The organism is Vibrio sp. KUL78 (assembly GCF_059725505.1).
In genome coordinates this window covers 2114078-2132098 of record NZ_AP045837.1, presented here as the reverse complement: position 1 = coordinate 2132098, position 18021 = coordinate 2114078, and the positions used below count along the sequence as shown (strand labels likewise).

Genomic DNA, 18021 nt, shown 5'->3' with positions numbered 1-18021 from the left:
TCTCATAGGACTTGTGACTAATGGACACAAATAAGCTCATGGCAATGCTTCCCGACATCGCAGCGTTCGTGACCGTTGTAGAGTCAGGCAGTTTTACTGCTGCTTCACAGCGCTTAGGCGTCACGCCTTCGGGTGTCAGTCGCCAGATTAGTCGCTTGGAGTCAGCATTGAATGCGGATTTGTTAGAACGGACTACTCGTAAGCAAGTGACCACCGAAACGGGAAAAATTGTTTACGAGTACAGCAAAAAGATAATGGAGTCAGCCGCAGACATAGTGCATGTTACAAGCCAAGATTTAGGTGAGGTAACGGGTGAGCTGCGCATCGCGGCACCTAAAGCATTCAGCCGCCGGATTTTGCAGCCACTCATGCTCGAGTTTTTAGCGAAATACCCTGAGGTGAAGCTTCGCTTGATCGTAAGCGATGAGTTTATCGATCCGTTCGGCCATAACCTCGACTTTGTCTTCGAGTTAACGCATTTCCCAAGAGAGAATTTAGTTGCTAAATCGCTGGGTGAAATCAAAGCGGTGCTGTGTGCCAATAAGGCGTATCTTCAAGAACATGGCATCCCATTTCACCCTAATAACTTACTCGATCATGATTGTTTGTACCTTAATGAGCAACCTAACGACAATGTCTGGCTGTTCTCAAAAGATGAAGATAACGTCAAAGTTCAGGTGCATGGGCGTTACTCTGTGAATCATTCTGAGATGCGGCTCAATGCCGTGAAAGAGGGGTTAGGAATAGGCATTTTTCCAGAGTTTGTTGTCGATGAATCGATAGACAACGGAGAGGTATTGCAAGTATTGCCTGAGTGGCGGGTAAACTCTCGTTATCAAGGGGAAATCATCATGCAATTTCCCCAATCTAAGTTCACCCCGGCGAGACGAAGGGCGTTTATCGATTTTATGGTTGAGTCGATGTCTCGAGGTTCGTCGCACCTTCAAAACGAGTAGGGAAGTCGGTAAAGACGGCATCGACGCTATCTAAGTGCTTAAATGATTTTGGATTATTGACGGTATAGCACCAAATCTCAACGTCGAGCTCTCGCAATATGTTGATATGGTTGGCGGTGAGCCATTTGTAATTTAGGTGACAACTAAAAGCATTGACATCGAGTATGGTTGCCAGCGTTTTGCGGTTGACGCGCTTTGCTAACACGCCTAGTCGAATTCCGAGTTCTGCTTGGTGGAGTTCGCGCATCACGTCGTTACTGAAACTCGAGATAATGAGATTACTCTTGTTAAAAGCGCTTTTCTCAAGCTCAGTCTTAAGCAATGAAACAACGTAGGCTGGGTCGTGACTGTCGACCTTAACTTCTAGGTTTATCGACATGTCATTAGCACCACAGAACTCTAGAAGAGCCTCAAGGGTGATAATAGACTCACCTTGAAACTCCGCTGATTTCCAAGAACCAAAATCTAGGGCTTGAAGCTCTTTCAGTGTCAGTTCATCGACTCGTCCTTTGCCGTTACTGCAACGATTGACGGTGTGGTCATGGCATACAACCAAAACATTGTCTTTGGTTGGTTGCACATCAACTTCAACCCATTTTATGCCCAGCTGTTTTGCAGCCTGTATACTGACCATAGTGTTTTCTGGATGCGTTCCCGCGACACCACGATGACCGACAAAAATAACGCTCATAAGCAAACCTCAAAAAAAGCGATGGCTATCGCTACAAAGAATAGGTGTTGTTGCAATGTTGTTAACATCAAGTTATCTTGCAATAAGGTTGTCTGACCAGTTAGCAGGGCTTATGAAAATTCACCAGATCTCAGGATATATCCAACAAATCTATCTCGCAGAGTACCCAGAGAAGTTGTTACTACTGGATGGTGCTAGCCGCGCTGATGTCGGCACGATATTACGCTATATTCGCGACGAACTGAATCGTCCGATATCGGATCTTAAAGCCATTGTGGTTACCCACATGCATCCCGACCACGCAGGGGCTGCGCACAGGTTAAAAAAACTGACAGGTGCGAAAATTGTGTCTCGTTCACATCATAAAGCATGGTACTCCGGGGCTGATGGCATTCTCATGCATCTTACCGATCTGTTTCTTGCTCGATACATGGCGAATCGAATGGGTAAACCGAAGAGAAACCTTTGGTATCAGAGAAAGCTTAAGGTCGACCACGCGGTTACTGATGGTGATGCTGTTCCAATGTTTGAAGACTGGCAGGTGATCGATACTCCAGGGCACACAGATCGTGATATTTCCGTTTACAACGCCAAGCACTCGACAGTGTATGTCGCAGACTTAATGGTTGAAGTGAAAAAGCACTTAATAGCTCCTTTTCCAGTATTTCACCCAAACCAATATCGACGCTCAGTGGATAAGGTGTATAACTTGAACGCGAAAAGTGTATTGTTGGCGCATCGAGGGCCTGTAGAATTCGACGAGGTAGCAAAGAATCATATCCTCGACACCGCACCAAGAAGACCTGTGACTCATTGGCGGGTGACGAAGATAAAGCTCAATAGTGTATTGAAATCAATGTGGTCTAAGCGTTAATTGGTTTGCGCTTTGTCATGGTTAGGGTAGATAAGCGACGCAGTATCAAAGCCCGCGTTTTTGGCCAGTTCGACATACTGTTCTAGTTTTTTGCTCTCAATCGTCGGAGTTCTGGACAGGATCCAGAAATAATCCGAGTTATAGCCACTCACTAGGGCTACTGAGTAGTCTTCTTCCAGATAGTAAACCACATAGCTACCGTAGAAAGGTCCGAAGAACGACACTTTGAGGTGAGCGATATCTTGCGCTTCAACAAACTTCGCTTTACCAATCGCCTCTGACCATTCTTTATCCTCGGTATCCCAGCCTCGGTTGAGTACTTTCACCGACCCATCGTCATTCATAGAGTAGGTCGCAGAGACGTTGTCGAGACCACGCTCAAAGCTGTGGTCGAGTCGAGCGACTTCGTACCACTTACCGAGATATCGATCGAGGTCGAAGCCTGTTACAGGTTTCACCGTATCTGGCATCCCAGTACAACCCAATAGCATCAAACTCAAAGAAAACAGCATAAATTGTCGAATCAGTTTCATCCTAAAACCTCTTTTTTGGTTTGGTTACCTATTGAATATACGTCACTTTATTAGGATAACACCACAAAGATTGCATCTATTGGTTATTGAGCTTAATCTGGGCACGTACTCTGTCTATTTTTGTTAGGTATCACTAAAAACATGTTTGAGATTTTTATTGTTCTTGCCTTGTTGGTTGGCTTCTCCATGGTTGCACTTAAATACTTTGTGAAACAGGAAGATACCAAGTCATATCAATACAAAGTGAAAGGACCAATCTTGTCGTCAGCTCAGACCGCGTTTTATAACGCATTAAAAGAGGCAGTAGGCGAGCACGGTGTGATCTTAACTAAGGTGAGCATGGCGAATGTTGTGACGCCACAGCAGATGAAGAGCAAGAAGCAATGGTTTATCGCAAATAACGTGATAGCAAAAAGCTACTTTGATTTTGTAGTGTGTGACCCACGAACGATGCAGCCTCGCGTCATTATCGAATATGACAATGGACAAAAGCTTCACAAAGGCAAAATAGAACGCCAGAAGCTGATTATGCAGGTATGTAAATCTGCCAATATTCCGCTTATTGGTGCATCGGTCAAACTGAGCTACCAAGTGGGTAAAATTCGCCGTTTGCTTGCCGCTCACATTGATTTGATTGAGCCAGACAAAGAAGTTCGCTTTTGTAAGCGCTGCGGCAGCCCAATGAACATCAAAACGGCGATGCAAGGGGAGTTCAAAGGACGACGCTTTTTCACATGTAGCCGCCAGCCGTTGTGCCAGTACACAGAAAACTACAATGTGGTATTTGATGACGAAGAATCGGCATAATCAGTCAGTTCCAACGCAGGTAAGTGAGAGCAACGATCTGATAGCCTTCACGTTTTTCGGCAGTAGCGCATAAAAAAGAGTCGAATTGATGGCGAATGCGTCAAACGACACCAAAAACACAAAAATGTACTTGCACAGCTAAGTTACTCTGGTTAATATCCTTCTCGTTCCAGAGAGATGGGTCCGTAGCTCAGTTGGTTAGAGTACTACCTTGACATGGTAGGGGTCGGCGATTCGAGTTCGCCCGGACCCACCATCCTTCTCTGAATGTTTATTCAGAATGGAACACAAATTTGGGTCCGTAGCTCAGTTGGTTAGAGTACCGCCTTGACATGGCGGGGGTCGGCGATTCGAGTTCGCCCGGACCCACCAAATTTAGCAAAAAAGCCAAGCGTTTAGCTTGGCTTTTTTGTGTATGGCGTTTAGTGATTTCTATCTACCGCCAATAAGCCGAATCTTCTCGGCTAAGTCCTTTATGTCAGTATACAAAAGTGAATAGATAGGCATACTCTATTCATTGGCTAGCTGTTGACTACTATGCTGGTGGGCACAAGTGGGCACAACCGTGCCCACTTGTGCCCAAAATATTTCATCCAACCCACAGATTTTTACGTTTCTGTTTGTGCCCAAAATCATGATGGGAGTCATGTTTTTTAAAGGCTCTAAAGCTACGTGTAATGTTTCTTCTCTACTTGCGTTCAGTAATGTACGCATGTAACGCGTCATTAATCTCACTTGACTAAGTCAGATTCGATCTTAGTCGAAATTTACCTCATGACCCCAAAGTAAGAGTGTAATAGTTATGCAGTAAAAGCGAGGTTAGGATCGGATGTCTTACACATCGACGTGGCAAATTGTTTTGGCTCCGATAAGAACACTCATTCATAGTGTGTCTGTGACTACTAAAACACTTTTGCCCCTTTTCGAGCTTGAACTGGGTGCTTTCACATTTACCTAAACCTTGAGTTGACCAACTTTTTCTTACGCATGTAAAGTACCTATAGAATCGTTCTATCACCGAGTAAGGACACGTGAGATGTCAAAAATAAATCAAATCCAGCAGGCTCTACTAGAAATGGATGGAGGAGAGTTTCAAAAGTTAGCTGACGCTTATTTGGTGGAAAAAGGACTTGGACACGTTAATTCGATAGGCTCTGTAGCCGCAGCCAATAAGGTGAGAACAGGTACGCCCGATAGCCTTCTAACAACTCCGCAGGGTAAGTATATATTTGCTGAACATACTACCCAGCAAGCTAACTTGCGGGAAAAAATGAATGAAGACCTCAAAAAGTGCTTTAATGAATCAAAAACTGGGGTTCCTGTTAAAAAAATTGAACAAGTAGCCTTCTGTTATACAGGAAAGATTAGTGCTAAAGATGAATATGAATTATCGAGCGTCTGTGATAGTAAAGATGTAAGAATCAGTCTTTACGGTATTGATGCAATTGCATTTGATATCTACGGAAAATATCCAGGCCTAGCTCGTGATTTTTTAGGTATTGAAATTGATAGTGGTCAGATAGTATCCCCAGAGCGGTTTGTTTCGCTCTACAATAGTAGCAAACTTTCAACACCTCTTGACCTTCGCTTTCACTTCCGCGAAAAGGAGCTAAATAACCTTTTATCCTCACTTGAAACCGAAGAGCTTACCTTTCTTACTGGTAAAGCTGGGGTAGGAAAATCGAGGTTGGCCTTAGAAGCGTGCAGAAGGTTTAATGAACTCCATCCGGAGTATGAGATATTTTGCATTTTAGGCCGTAATCGTGACTTATGGAATGATCTTCAAACTCGGTTCCGTCGCCCAGGACACTATTTAATATTTGTTGATGACGCCAATAGAGTCAGCAGTTTTGATTATGTCGTTGATCTTATTCAGTATCAGAGTGATGAACAACATATAAAGGTTGTCGCTACAGTTAGGGACTACGCTATCACGAAGGTTGAAGATGCATCTCGTCATCTCGAAAGATACGCAAAAATTGAATTAGAATCATTCAAAGAAGAGCAAATCAAGACATTGATTGGCAATGAATTCGGCATCAGCAACTACCATTATCTCGAACGGATCGCAGAAATTTCACAAGGTAACCCACGATTAGCTGTAATGTCTGCCGAGGTTGCGAAAGAAGGCCCTCTTAGTAGCATTCACGACGTTTCTGCACTTTACGACAACTACTTTTATTCTATTCGGAAAGACCTTCAGGTCGATGATACTGACCTAAAGAGTGCTGATATCCTCAAAGTAGCAGCCATTATTTCTTTCTTCAAAGCAGTGGATCGTAGTAACCACGAAATGATGACGCTAATCGAAACTGTACTAAACATTACTCCAGGTGTTTTCTGGGAAGCAACTGTTCATCTTCATGAACTGGAGTTGCTTGATATGTACGAAGACGAAGTTGTTCGGGTGTCAGATCAAGTACTTGGAACATACCTTTTCTATTTGGCTGTATTTAAAGAGAAAACTCTCGATTTTGGAGTCCTTTTTGATAGCTTCTTTCCTAAATACCAGCACCGTCTTATCGACTCTATCAATCCTGTTATGAGTGCTTTCGATAGTGAATTTATTGAGGAATCAATGCGTCCTCATATCGAACGAGTGTGGGTACAACTGGAAGACATAGGTAATGATGATGATTTACTACAACTTATTAATGTATTTGGGTTATTCAAACGTACTGATACGCTGTTGTGGCTAAATAGTCGAATTGAAGAACTGGAGTTATCAAATGTCGAACAAGCAAGTATCACTTTTGAAAAGAGTTCTCAGGCAATACCTTCACCTTCTATATTAAGCGTTTTAAGGTCTTTCGCTTTCGCAGAAGAGCAGGAAGTCCGAATGGCTCTGGAGCTTTTAATGCGCTACCTAATCAAGAGACCTTGTGAAGCTCCTAAGCTACTTTTGATTCTTATAGATGACTTTGGCTTCAGGCCCGAATCATATCAATGGGGATATAATATTCAACACGCAGTTGTAGATGCTATTTGCAGCAATGTAAATAATGAAGAAACCCTGTTCTCGCGGTTTTTTCTGGCTTTAGCAAGTAGTTATTTGGACTGCAATTTCGAAAACTCTAAAATGAAAGGAATGGTGTTTTACACCTGTCGATTTTCTCTTGTAGCTACGCCAGAACTTGCCAGCCTTCGAAAGGCTATCTGGCAAAAGTTACTTACTCTATACGAAGACGAGATAATCCGTGAAGAAGTACTAAGGGTTTTACGAAAGTATAATGAGTCCATAAGCAGAGCCGCAAACATGGACATAGTAAAAGATGATGCTGAGTATCTATTGTCTTTCATTGAGAACAAGCTTGATCCAGACTGTTACTCACATTGTGTTATTGTTCACAATTACTTAGACATAATGAAGAGACTTGAAATTGATGTCTCAGAAGAATTGCGAGATCAATATAATAATGATGTTTTTTCTATTGCGGAACTACTATTCCCTAAGAGGTGGGAAAAGAGTAACTTGGAACTGACTCATGAGGAATATGAAAAGTACAAGCAAAACCGCTGGAGAACGTACATTGCAAACTATGAGCTTCATGATTACGTCAAATTTTTTGCGTCCTGTAGTGAAATACGTGAAGGCCTAGAAGAAAGTCATCAAAATCTATTTCGACTGCAAAATGGCATTGAAGGCGTTTTACTCGTATTAGCGAACCTGAACATCGATCTTTTCGTATCTGTTCTCGAGTACTATATCGAACTTAAAGACCCGTTTCAGTTATCTGGTTATCCCCTTGTTAAGAAACTCCTTGAGCAACGAGGATTTGATGGTGCGATTGAGTTGTTGAGCAGGCAGGATTATCCTACTAAGAGAAAATGGCAGTTCCATACTTATGAAGCGATTTCAGAAGACTCTTTGAATAATGAAATGCTTGAGCGGCTTTTGCTACTCTATGAAACAGCAGAGTGGTGGGCTCTTCCTCGTCATTTAGACTATTTATTGAAGTATACTTCATTGGACTCAAGGATCATTGCAAGAGTTGTATCTACTGTTCTATCTAGAACCGCGGAAGACTCTAACTTTGTACATGCCTTAACTATGTTGTTCAATCCGTACACTCAAACATTTAAAAGGGCAAGCGACCTATTTTCCTTAGACTTTGATGTCCTTAAAAAGGCATATTTTGTACTGGATGGTGCAGGAGAAAATGTAGACCATGACGGTAAAATGTTTGGTCTCCTTCTCAATACTGACCTTAACTTCAGTACAGGGTATATCAATTGGAAATATACCAACGCTAAATACGGTAGTCTTAGTAGTCACGATGACAACAGAGATTATTCCTTCATTTGGGCCCGTTCAGACTACAGTAAAGTAATGGATAGTTTGTTTGAAAGTATTTTTCAAAATGAAAAAGACCGACACTACAGAATTTCCCCGTATATTGAAGTTTTCTTTAAAACTAAGGGTATTGACAGTGGCTCAGGTATACAAGAAAAACAAGATAAGTACCTCCTGAATCTTATTGAAGAGCACCATCAGGATGTAGGTTTGTTGGAATACGTGTTTGTACTTATTACTACATTTCCTGAAGAGCGTAGACTGCAATTCGTACAAAGATTTGTTGAGCTCAATCAGAGTATTGATATGTTCAAAAAACTGCCGATAGAGCCCAATAGCTGGTCATCAAATGGTTCTTGGGTACCTGTTCTTCAGAAGCGTCTGGAGTACTTCGAATCGCTACTTCCTATCATGAACAAGGTTAGTCTTTTGAGACAAAAGCGTCATATTGAACAATTAATGGATGGGCTTCGTGCAGAACTGGAAAGTGAAAAAAAGAGAGATTTCCTTAGGGATTGACTTGAGGGGTGAATAAGTCAGCTCTTTTTTGCTTAGCTTTCCCCAAACTCAACTTATCCGAAATGCCTAATTTAGAGTGCCAACTCTAAATCGTTTATGTCGAGTAGACGACACTTGTTACCAAGTGCCGTCCCTCTAAGAACCGTACGTGCAACTTTCACTGCATACGGCTCAAGCCTCCGCTAAGGCATCGTTTGATACCCAGCAACTCATAAAGCAGTTGGAACAGGTTCAACCCAAGAGTTTCGTGCTTGTCTCTTTGATTTCCGCTTAGCCAAGTATTCTTGGTAATCGGGGTCATAAGGAGTCGCGGCGCTTCGGATTTTCACATGTCGCTCTATTGGCACTTTTGCGATTTGGAACAAGTTGAAGTGACAGTCCATGTTCATAATTTTCTGCCAACCATGAAATTGCCATTGGCCTTTTCGGTTGAGGAAATATTTGTGAACAACCCAGTCTTTAGACTTGGTTGGATGACGTCTAACTGCCCAGTGCCATAGCGCTTGGAATAGTTTGTGACCTACATACCCAAATACTTGTTTAGCAACGCAATGGCGATAGTAATTCGCCCACCCTCTAAGTTTTGGATTTATCATCCTGATAAGATCATTAACGGGGATAGTGGCGTGCTTTTTGACAAGTTCACGTAGATTCCTCAAGAATAACAGCGTGTTGGACTTGCTCGGTTTAATGAGCAATTTCCCTTTATACTTCCTATGGTTGAAGCCCAGAAAGTCAAAGCCATCATCAATATGAGTGATCTTCGTTTTTTCTTCGGATAGGGTTAACCCTTTTTCAGCCAAAAAGTCAGCAATCAACGGTTTGATATCGTTCACTAGCACTTCCTTTGAAGAGCAAGTGACCACGAAATCGTCAGCGTAACCAATGAAGTTAGCCCTAGCTCCTTTTCTGAGTGTTGTGGATTTTATACGTTGCTCTAGCCCTGCGAGAGTCATTAGCATCAAGGTTGGGGATATTATCCCTCCTTGTGGCGTACCCTCGTCGGTGTCGTAGAACAGGCCTTTATCCACAAAACCAGACTTTAGCCATTGCTCTAACATACGTTTATCTACAGTGATATTTTCCATAAGCCATTGATGCCCGATTTTATCGAAGCAAGCTTTAATATCGCCCTCAAGAACCCATTTTGCTGATTTCTTCTGTGCCAAACATATAAAGCACTGGCTGATGGCGTCAGCGGTGCTGCGGTTTGGTCTAAATCCATAGCTGTTAAGGTCGGCAATTGTTTCAGAGACAGGCTCTAGTGCCAACAGATGGAGCGCTTGTTGCGCTCTGTCTATCATGCACGGAATACCTAGAGGTCTGAGTTTGCCATTCTTTTTGGGGATGTAGATACGTTTAAGTGGTTTGGCTTTGTAAGTCTTACGACTCAATTGATTCACTGCTTTCATACGGCGCGTATCTGTATTCCAGATAACGCCGTCTATTCCAGGCGTTTTACTGCCTCTATTTTGAGAGACTCGTTTAACAGCAAGAAGCTTTGCTGAGCGAGAATGAGTTAAGAGCCACTGTAAGGACTTCACCTTACCGTATTTCTTTTCTCTCGTTGCTTTTGCGATACGCTTTTGAAGCTTTAATACGTGCGCTTCAGCGGATTTCCAGTTGATAGACTGCCACTGAGCACCGTCAGAAGATGCACTAATCTCTTTCGAGATCATCATTTGCTTTATATGAACGTTTCCCCATTTGCTAGGTCATCATAAAATAACTTCAAACTCGGTTAGGTGGCAGTTTTATATTCGGTCTACATTGGCAGACTTAGACTTCCTGCCGACCCTAATGATTTCCGCAGCCCTATTCCTCATTTCTCCTGCGAGCTTATGGCTCTAACGCAAATTCAGGTTTTATAAGGCTTGGTCTTACCTTGTTTGTCATTACTCTTTGATGCACCTTGGCAAACTTTTTAGTGAACATCCAGTGTTAATTAAATTTTGTGACCTGCCTTCCCCTTAACAAGGTTGATACTCTGTTTGGTTGGCAACCAATGCCCAAACAGTTCGAGCAGTCTTGTTGGCTAATGCAACGGTCGCAATATTTTTCGGTCTTCGTGCTTGTAAAGATTGAAGCCATTCACTCTTATCTTTGCTGCGACTTATTACCGATCTAGCTCCATGGATAAGTAGCGTACGTAAATAAATATCTCCTCTTTTACTTATACCATGCAAATGGATTCTGCCTCCTGTTCCCGTTTGTCTTGGAACCATGCCTATCCAAGCGGCAAATTCTCGACTTGATTTAAATGCTGATGCATCTCCCATGGAAGCAATAAGTGCTGTTGCTGTTAGTGGCCCAATCCCTGGAATCTTGCCGATACGCTGACAATCAACACTGTGTTTAAACCAGATTTGTATTTGCATTTCCAATCGTTTGATATCGTCATCCAAATGAGACAACTGTTCTATTTGAACTTGCAAAGCATGCATAAAGGCACTCGGTACTTTACCTTCCAATTTTGCTAAGCAGTTAGGTAATTGCTCTTTAAGTGCTTTTTTTCCTTTTGGCATGACAAGCCCAAACTCTGTTAAAAGTCCACGTATTGAATTGATTTGTGCCGTTCTGTGCTTGACTAGTAGCTCTCTCATCCGATGTATACTAAGGATTGATTGCTGCTCTTCGGTTTTGACAGCAATAAACTTCATGCCTGGTTGCTGCATAGCCGTCCAAATCGCACGAGCATCAACCATATCGTTTTTATTACCAACAACGAATGGCTTCACCTTATTCGCAGGCAACAATTTCACCGTGTGACCCAATTTCTTGAACAACCTTCCCCAGTGATGAGCACCACCACAAGCTTCCATACCAATTACCGAAGGCTGCTGATTTACAAAATAGTTTACAAAATCTTTTCGCTTTACTTTGTCAGAGTGTATTTCTCCTGTTTCTTGATCGACCCAGTGAATTTGAAATACTTGCTTTGCGATATCAATGCCAAATACGCTAGTGTTCATGGTGGATACTCCCAATGTCGATGGTAATTAGATGGTACGCCCCACACCCAAGCACCTAGACTTTAGGTCTATCTACTAAAGGAGTGTCATTATGGCTATCACAACGACTATCGGTATTGATCTAGGCAAATCCTCATTTCATGTAATTGGGCATGATTCATCTGGTAAAGAAACATTTCGTAAGAAGTTGAGTAGAACGAAATTACTTCAAATGCTTTCGGTACATGAACCAGTGAACGTAGCAATGGAGTCTTGTGGAGGTTCTCACTGGTTAGCAAGGAAGTGTAAATCTTATGGTCATGTAGTTAAGTTGATTCCTGCACAATATGTTAAACCTTATGTGAAGACTAATAAGAATGATTTTATAGATGCTGACGCGATTGCTGAAGCATCTACTAGGCCTTCAATGAGATTCACGTCTCCTAAAGCTGAAGAGGCACAAGTGGCTTCGATGATTAGGAAAATTAGGTCTTCGTTTATGAAAGAAAGAACAGCCTGTATGAACAGGGTTGGGGCTATGCTTTTGGAGTTTGGCCTAAGTTTACCTCGTGGCCATAGTCACCTAAAAAAAATATTTGCGTGGATAGAACTTCAAAATGAGGTTTTACCAAACTCCTTGATTTGTGAACTTAAAACTCAGGTTGAATACTATCAATACCTTAGCGAGAAGATTGAATCCCAAGAGAAAAAGCTACAACTGATTAATAAAGAGAATATCCGTTATCACCTGTTACAGACTATCCCTGGTGTAGGACCTTTGACAGCTGCATGCTGTGTAGCCAATGTTGCTGACCCAAAGGACTTTTCTAATGGACGGAACTTTGCTGCGTGGATTGGCTTAGTTCCTCATCAACATTCTACAGGTGGTAAAAGTCGACTGTTAGGTATATCAAAACGCGGAAATAGTGATCTAAGAGAGCTATTTATCCATGCTGCTCGATCAATATTAAAAAGAACAGAAACCGCTGAAAAGCATTTTGGGGAGTGGGTAGTAAATCTAAAACGCACAAAACCATTTAATGTGGTTGTTGTTGCTCTAGCTAATAAGCTCGCAAGAATAGCGTGGTCTATTATGGTCACAAATAAAGAATTCTCACTAAAAATTTAAACCAGATTTGCAATGATGATAAGTGATGACAAAACGGTTAGACCACCAGATTGAAACCTGTTGAGTGAACAAGCAAATTAAAATGCTTTGATGGTTATGAGGACAATCTGGCGCGGATCTCATCGTAGAGCGAAGTTGCGTAGTGACTTCATAAAGACTCTGAATACATTGGCGCAAATCAGCTCGTTGTTATTTATTTACTTGCAAATGCGGGGCGTACCATACATTCACTCTTAAAGCGGTGAACAGCGCTTCATACGACTTCACGTCGCACGTCCAAAAATGAGTTTCAAAGACACGTTGAGTGTTGTGATCACCTAACGATTCTATAGCATTTTGTCTATGGCAGGATACGGTTAAAATTCAGATGGGACGATGCCCTTATGAATAGTTACTCAGAATATGTCATACCCTAATCAGGCACATACTCGACTAGATCTTCAATTTTACAGTCAAAATAGGCACACAAAGCATTCAACGTTGTCGTCGTTGTTACATAGTCTTTACTTGTCACCAGCTTATTTATCGCAGACCTTTGAACTCCAATCTCTCTAGCAATTGCTGCCTGGGAGATTTTTTTTCCTTCAATTTTTTCTTTTAATTCAATGAGTTCTTTAAGCTTATAACGGATAGTCAAAATTACGCACCACTTGTATCTTGACAGGGGACATTAATGAGCTAAAGTAAATAATGTATCTTGTCAGGGGACAAAAAAGGAGGTCGCATGGACCAAACCCTCTTAACGGCTAGAGAACTCGCAGAGCGTATCAAATTTAGCGCCAACTACATTAATTCGTCACTGCGAGACTCTATATTCATCGAAGGTAAACACTACATTCGACCATTCAATGGTAGAAAAATTCTTTACATTTGGGAAGCGATAGAAGCGGATTTGTATCAATCCGCTACGAGAAATATGCACTATATCCCAATGGCTTCGGGGAGAATTTGTCATGGCTAGTGTAAGAAGTAGAGCTGGAAAGCTCTTTATGGACTTTCGTTACAAAGGCGTTCGTTGTCGAGAGCAGACGTTGTTAGCGGACACGTCAGCCAATGAACTCAAGCTCAATCGCTTACTCAAACAAATCGATGCCGATATTCGCTTAGGCTGCTTTGTTTACAGTGAGTACTTTCCTGACTCACCCCGCGCTAAAAAATTCATTAAAGACGATATCGCTGCCCAGCAGAAGAAAGAAGCGATGCTAGGGAGCTACAAGTCGGCGAGCCAAGAGGTACAGGGTATTAGCACCATCCCTTTTTCTGAGTTCGCGGTTGAGTGGTATCACGAAAACGAAGTGCGTTGGAAAGACAGCTACAAAGACAGTATGAAGATTTATCTTCACAACTACCTGATACCTGAATTTGGCGAGGTCGAGGTGGACAAAATCACTCGCCCCGACATTTTGAAATACCGTGCTCGCTTGATGCAGCCTAAAGAGGGTAAGCAGTTGTCCGCTGATTTTGTAAACCATGTGATGACGCCGCTTCGCATGATTTTAAATGAAGCTGCTGACCGATATGGATTTCGCTCAAGCTTTGAAAACATCAAGCAGCTTCGCATTGAAAAGCGCGATGTTCATCCTTTTAGTCTGCAAGAGGTGATGACGTTCATCGATGCGGTGCGTGAAGAATATCGAAACTATTTCATCGTCCGATTTTTTACGGGCATGCGAACGTCTGAAATCGATGGCCTCAAATGGAAGTACGTTGATTTTGACCTTGAGAAAATCAGTATTCGAGAGACGTATGTTCATCGTCGAACCCAAACGGTAAAAACCATTGGCTCGGCACGAGACATCGACATGTCGAGCATGGTGCTCAAAGCCTTGCGGGAGCAATATGAGGTGACTGGCCGTGGAGAGTATGTGTTTACCAATGCACAGGGGAATCCAGTCGATAAGACGAATCTTCGAGAGCGTATCTGGAAGCCGACATTAGAAGCTATTGGAATGGAGTACCGCCGTCCCTACGAAACACGCCACACAGCCGCGACCTTGTGGCTAGCAGCAGGGGAGGCACCAGAGTGGATAGCTAAGCAGATGGGCCACAGCACGACCAAGATGCTGTTTGAAATCTACAGTCGTTTTGTTCCGAACCTAACCCGCCAAGATGGCAGTGCGTTTGAAAAGCTTCTGTCAAAAGCTCAAGACGAGCACAAAGGAGGCCAAGCATTACAATGAAAGTGGATGTGTTAACTGTGCACTGCGCCAGCGTGTGCTTATCGATTATTCATCAAGAAGGGTTCTTTAACCTAACGCTTGATGAGCTGTTTGAACTACGTGAGCCATGTACTAAGCGAGTCGGGCATCACTTACTTCGAATGAATCGCTCCACGGATTGTTTGTATATTCGTCAGTTGGTGAACTCGATGATGCAAATCTTAATATTTTGTCGAAGCAAAAAGCTCAAGTACGAACCGGATGAAGTTTTGGAAAAGCTTCAGTTCAGATTTAATCAAACCGAACTCCCTCGAACTTATCATTAATCCTTAAAGTGCCCAGAGTCGTCTGGGCGCTTAAACGTTTGTGACTTTTCATACCATCATTTTGTCAAACAAATTCTACCAACATCTCCACCAATAAAATCTATGCTTTAATACCACAATATTCACATTGATAGGTAGAGTGTCATGAACGAGAGACTCTCAACTCGCCCGGCGTTGATAATCATTGATTTACAGCACGGCATAGTAGAGCGTGCAGAGCCACAACAGGCTCAAGCTGCAGTTGATAACAGTATTACTTTAAGTAAAGTCTTCCTGGAAAAACAGTGTCCGGTGTTTATTGTTAATGTCGCAGGTCGTCCAAAAGGGGTGACCGAATTGCAAATATCCTCGACAGCACCAGCCAGCGTCACTGTGTGGGGAGAGCTCATTGCTGAGCTCAGTGATAACCTTGATTTTCATTACATCACTAAATATTCTTGGGGTGCCTTCACCAACACTTCACTGAAAGCACAGTTACAACAACAGGGAATCACCGATGTTTACCTTACTGGTATCGCGACTAGTATTGGCGTTGAATCAACTGCAAGACAAGCCTTCGAACTTGATTATAATGTGGTGATTGTTGAGGATGCTATCGCAGATATGAATGAAACTTGCCACCGATACGCCTGTGAACGTATTTTTCCAAAAATGGCGCAGCTCAAATCTTTTAAAAATATTATTGATGAGCTTTATGAGTAATAAGGGTCTGATGTGATGGACGCAAATAGCTTCTAGCGTCGTTGTACCAAACCAATATTGGAACCATTGAGAGCCGGCCCTTCAAGCTCTATGCTTTGTACATTTTTAAAAATATCAAATTTAGCATCAGTCAATTGAACTATGACATTCGTAAGTAGTTTAAACGCATCGTTTATGTCTTTATCTGTGGGGCCATGAAGAAGCAGGTTATCAAACGACATATGCTTTAACTTTGATCTTTCAACAAAACTAAACAATTTCTCTAGGTGTGCCGCAGGAAGGAGACTTTCGACTGGCAAGTTTCTAGAGCCATCGGTGGTCTTGAGCAATCGATATTTGTTGGGCCTGATATGTAGGGTATGGTGTTCATTGCTTTCGTTGTGAAAATCCTTGAACTGTATCCCTTTGATTTCATTAGTCTCCTAGAAGGTTGAAACCACCGACTTTAGTCGGTCAGCTTTAGCTATGATACTTTACAGTTCTGTATATAGCTGGAGTTGGTCATGGACTATCGTTATGGAAGCCATACGGTATTTAAAATTCAATATCATTTTGTATTCGTTACAAAATATCGTTATCAGGTTTTATCTGGTGATGTCGGCTTGAAAGCACGTGAGTTAATCAGGCAAACATGTCAAATGTTTGAAATCGACATACTCAAAGGGGTAGTCAGTAAAGATCATGTGCATCTTTTGGTATCAGCACCACCAAAGATGGCTCCAAGTGAAATAATGCGACGAATCAAAGGACGTTCTTCTAGCAAATTGTTTGAGAGTTTCCCTGATCTCAAAAGAAGGTATTGGGGCCGCTACTTCTGGGCAAGAGGTTACTTTTGCGTTACTTCGGGTGAGCTAACTCAAACAATGATCGAAGAATACCTAGAGCATCATTTTGAGCCGAAGGTCGAAGATAACTTTCGAACTGAAAGCGATTAACAACGGGTCTTTGACCGTATCCGGACTTTCAGTCCGTAATACTAACCCACCTACTTCAGTAGGTGGTTGTTAAGTTCGGCGCAATCCGAGGAAGAAACCAAAGAAAAATAACGTTTGGGCAAGCTCAGCTCTCGGATGTTTGGACTTTTCCAGTGCTGAGATGATGCTGTCTGCCTCAAGATGGGAAATAATATTCGCGTCGACATTGTGCTCCGAAGCCGGCACATCGATGTCGGATAAACATAGGTTGGGTACTAAATTACTGTCAATCAGGAACTCTGCAAAATAGGCGACATACGCTTTACGCTGTGGTGAGGCGATAGACTCAATGACGATACTGAGCTTTTCTGCCCAGTCGATTTCATTCATCTTTTCCGGATCGCAGCCATAAAACTCAGAAATAAATGGCGAGGAAACGGCTGAAACGTAATCCTTGACGGTGTTTAGTCTCAGTGTAGATTTGAATTTTCCGCCATTTTTAAGCAAGTGATACAACCATGAAAGTACTAGCCAACAAAATGGCATGGCGCGGATTTTATGTTTGTCTTCTAACCGTATTTGGAGAGTGGCGAGTACCTTAGTCGATACCTTACTGGCTTCCTTTGGCGAGGTACTAGCTAACTTGCTAGTAAAATAAGACACAATCTCGATTTGCTCTTTCGCTGTGAGTTGGGCAATGTCTTGATCGACTCGTTTTCGAATCTTACCTTCGCCAACGCTAAAGCCAGATAACCAATGCCTTTGCTGGCGAACAGTCGTTTTTAGTTCGGTGTTATCTTCTTGGGAATGATGTATCCGGTGACCTGTGAATAAGCGGGCAAGGGTGTGGTCACTCAATTGCGAATTGGGGAGGAGCTGATTGTAGAGCTTAAATTCGATGTTACTTCGTATCATTACATACTCGAGTTTGAGCATCTGTCGTAGCGAGACGATACCCAGAGAGTGGTGAGGAGAAAGTAGGTGGTGAGTCACCAAATATTCTTGAATTATTTTTGTAGCGCTATGAGAGTAGGAGTGGGCTGATTGATACCAAACCTGGAGCAAAAATTCCGCTTTCTTGGATAGCAAGAATCGACGTGTTTTTGTCTCATAAAAACAATGGCTTTCAATAAAGTATAGCGGTTCATGACTGCGTAATATGGGTA

The 18021-nt window shown here is 42.4% G+C and carries 16 protein-coding genes and 2 tRNA genes; 12 read left to right on the top strand and 6 right to left on the bottom strand.

The window, feature by feature from the left end:
* The first annotated feature begins 20 nt into the window (after nt 1–20).
* On the top strand, nt 21–956 hold the full coding sequence (locus AC6I8Y_RS09900; RefSeq protein WP_394151412.1) for a LysR family transcriptional regulator: 936 nt from the start codon (nt 21–23) through the stop codon (nt 954–956).
* On the opposite strand, the gene AC6I8Y_RS09895 is transcribed toward AC6I8Y_RS09900, so the two are convergent.
* Nucleotides 907–1647 carry a glycerophosphodiester phosphodiesterase family protein gene (locus AC6I8Y_RS09895; RefSeq protein ID WP_498020083.1) on the bottom strand — a complete coding sequence of 247 codons (741 nt, stop codon included), beginning with the start codon at nt 1645–1647 and terminating at the stop codon, nt 907–909. The genes AC6I8Y_RS09900 and AC6I8Y_RS09895 overlap by 50 nt on opposite strands.
* Before the next feature lie 112 nt (nt 1648–1759).
* Between AC6I8Y_RS09895 and AC6I8Y_RS09890 the strand changes: the two genes are divergently transcribed.
* Nucleotides 1760–2521 carry an MBL fold metallo-hydrolase gene (locus AC6I8Y_RS09890; RefSeq protein WP_394151410.1) on the top strand — a complete coding sequence of 254 codons (762 nt, stop codon included), beginning with the start codon at nt 1760–1762 and terminating at the stop codon, nt 2519–2521.
* Here the strand turns inward: AC6I8Y_RS09890 and AC6I8Y_RS09885 are convergent.
* Nucleotides 2518–3054, bottom strand: a complete 537-nt coding sequence (locus AC6I8Y_RS09885; RefSeq protein WP_394151409.1) for a lipocalin family protein — start codon at nt 3052–3054, stop codon at nt 2518–2520. The genes AC6I8Y_RS09890 and AC6I8Y_RS09885 overlap by 4 nt on opposite strands.
* 141 nt (nt 3055–3195) lie before the next feature.
* On the opposite strand from AC6I8Y_RS09885, the gene AC6I8Y_RS09880 reads away from it, so the two are divergent.
* The 4 genes from AC6I8Y_RS09880 (at nt 3196) to AC6I8Y_RS09865 (ending at nt 8674) form a co-directional block, all read left to right on the top strand.
* On the top strand, nt 3196–3861 hold the full coding sequence (locus AC6I8Y_RS09880; RefSeq protein ID WP_394151408.1) for a DUF2726 domain-containing protein: 666 nt from the start codon (nt 3196–3198) through the stop codon (nt 3859–3861).
* Nucleotides 3862–4040: 179 nt separating this feature from the next.
* Nucleotides 4041–4117, top strand: a tRNA-Val gene (locus AC6I8Y_RS09875).
* A 39-nt stretch (nt 4118–4156) separates the two neighbouring features.
* Nucleotides 4157–4233: transfer RNA gene (locus AC6I8Y_RS09870), tRNA-Val, on the top strand.
* Between the two features lie 664 nt (nt 4234–4897).
* Nucleotides 4898–8674 (top strand): hypothetical protein, encoded by a 3777-nt coding sequence (locus AC6I8Y_RS09865; protein WP_498020082.1) that lies wholly within the window; start codon nt 4898–4900, stop codon nt 8672–8674.
* A gap of 209 nt (nt 8675–8883) precedes the next feature.
* On the opposite strand, the gene ltrA is transcribed toward AC6I8Y_RS09865, so the two are convergent.
* Both ltrA and AC6I8Y_RS09855 read right to left on the bottom strand, forming a co-directional pair.
* The gene (gene ltrA / locus AC6I8Y_RS09860) at nt 8884–10356 is read right to left on the bottom strand and encodes a group II intron reverse transcriptase/maturase (RefSeq protein WP_498020081.1); all 1473 of its coding nucleotides are present in this window, start codon (nt 10354–10356) and stop codon (nt 8884–8886) included.
* A gap of 288 nt (nt 10357–10644) precedes the next feature.
* On the bottom strand, nt 10645–11646 hold the full coding sequence (locus tag AC6I8Y_RS09855) for an IS110 family RNA-guided transposase (RefSeq protein ID WP_498020080.1): 1002 nt from the start codon (nt 11644–11646) through the stop codon (nt 10645–10647).
* A gap of 91 nt (nt 11647–11737) precedes the next feature.
* Between AC6I8Y_RS09855 and AC6I8Y_RS09850 the strand changes: the two genes are divergently transcribed.
* The gene (locus tag AC6I8Y_RS09850) at nt 11738–12754 is read left to right on the top strand and encodes an IS110 family RNA-guided transposase (RefSeq protein WP_498020079.1); all 1017 of its coding nucleotides are present in this window, start codon (nt 11738–11740) and stop codon (nt 12752–12754) included.
* 412 nt (nt 12755–13166) lie between these two features.
* Here AC6I8Y_RS09850 and AC6I8Y_RS09845 read toward each other — a convergent pair whose 3' ends face one another.
* Nucleotides 13167–13391, bottom strand: coding sequence for a helix-turn-helix domain-containing protein (locus tag AC6I8Y_RS09845; RefSeq protein ID WP_408693954.1), 225 nt, complete (start codon nt 13389–13391; stop codon nt 13167–13169).
* A gap of 87 nt (nt 13392–13478) precedes the next feature.
* Here AC6I8Y_RS09845 and AC6I8Y_RS09840 point away from each other — a divergent pair, with 87 nt between their 5' ends.
* The 5 genes from AC6I8Y_RS09840 to tnpA all read left to right on the top strand — a co-directional run bounded on the left by AC6I8Y_RS09840 (nt 13479) and on the right by tnpA (nt 16876).
* On the top strand, nt 13479–13715 hold the full coding sequence (locus tag AC6I8Y_RS09840; protein ID WP_047044104.1) for a hypothetical protein: 237 nt from the start codon (nt 13479–13481) through the stop codon (nt 13713–13715).
* Complete coding sequence (locus AC6I8Y_RS09835) at nt 13708–14934, top strand: Arm DNA-binding domain-containing protein (RefSeq protein WP_498020078.1); 1227 nt, start codon at nt 13708–13710, stop codon at nt 14932–14934. Before AC6I8Y_RS09840 ends, AC6I8Y_RS09835 begins: the two co-directional genes overlap by 8 nt.
* A complete protein-coding gene (locus tag AC6I8Y_RS09830; RefSeq protein WP_498020077.1) occupies nt 14931–15239 on the top strand; it encodes a hypothetical protein in 309 nt (102 codons plus the stop codon). Before AC6I8Y_RS09835 ends, AC6I8Y_RS09830 begins: the two co-directional genes overlap by 4 nt.
* 144 nt (nt 15240–15383) lie before the next feature.
* Complete coding sequence (locus tag AC6I8Y_RS09825) at nt 15384–15941, top strand: cysteine hydrolase family protein (RefSeq protein ID WP_498020076.1); 558 nt, start codon at nt 15384–15386, stop codon at nt 15939–15941.
* Nucleotides 15942–16444: 503 nt separating this feature from the next.
* Nucleotides 16445–16876 carry an IS200/IS605 family transposase gene (tnpA, locus tag AC6I8Y_RS09820; protein WP_498020075.1) on the top strand — a complete coding sequence of 144 codons (432 nt, stop codon included), beginning with the start codon at nt 16445–16447 and terminating at the stop codon, nt 16874–16876.
* 69 nt (nt 16877–16945) lie between these two features.
* Here tnpA and AC6I8Y_RS09815 read toward each other — a convergent pair whose 3' ends face one another.
* Entirely contained in the window at nt 16946–17848 is a 903-nt protein-coding gene (locus tag AC6I8Y_RS09815; RefSeq protein WP_498020074.1) for a hypothetical protein, read from the bottom strand.
* Between the last annotated feature and the right edge of the window lie 173 nt (nt 17849–18021).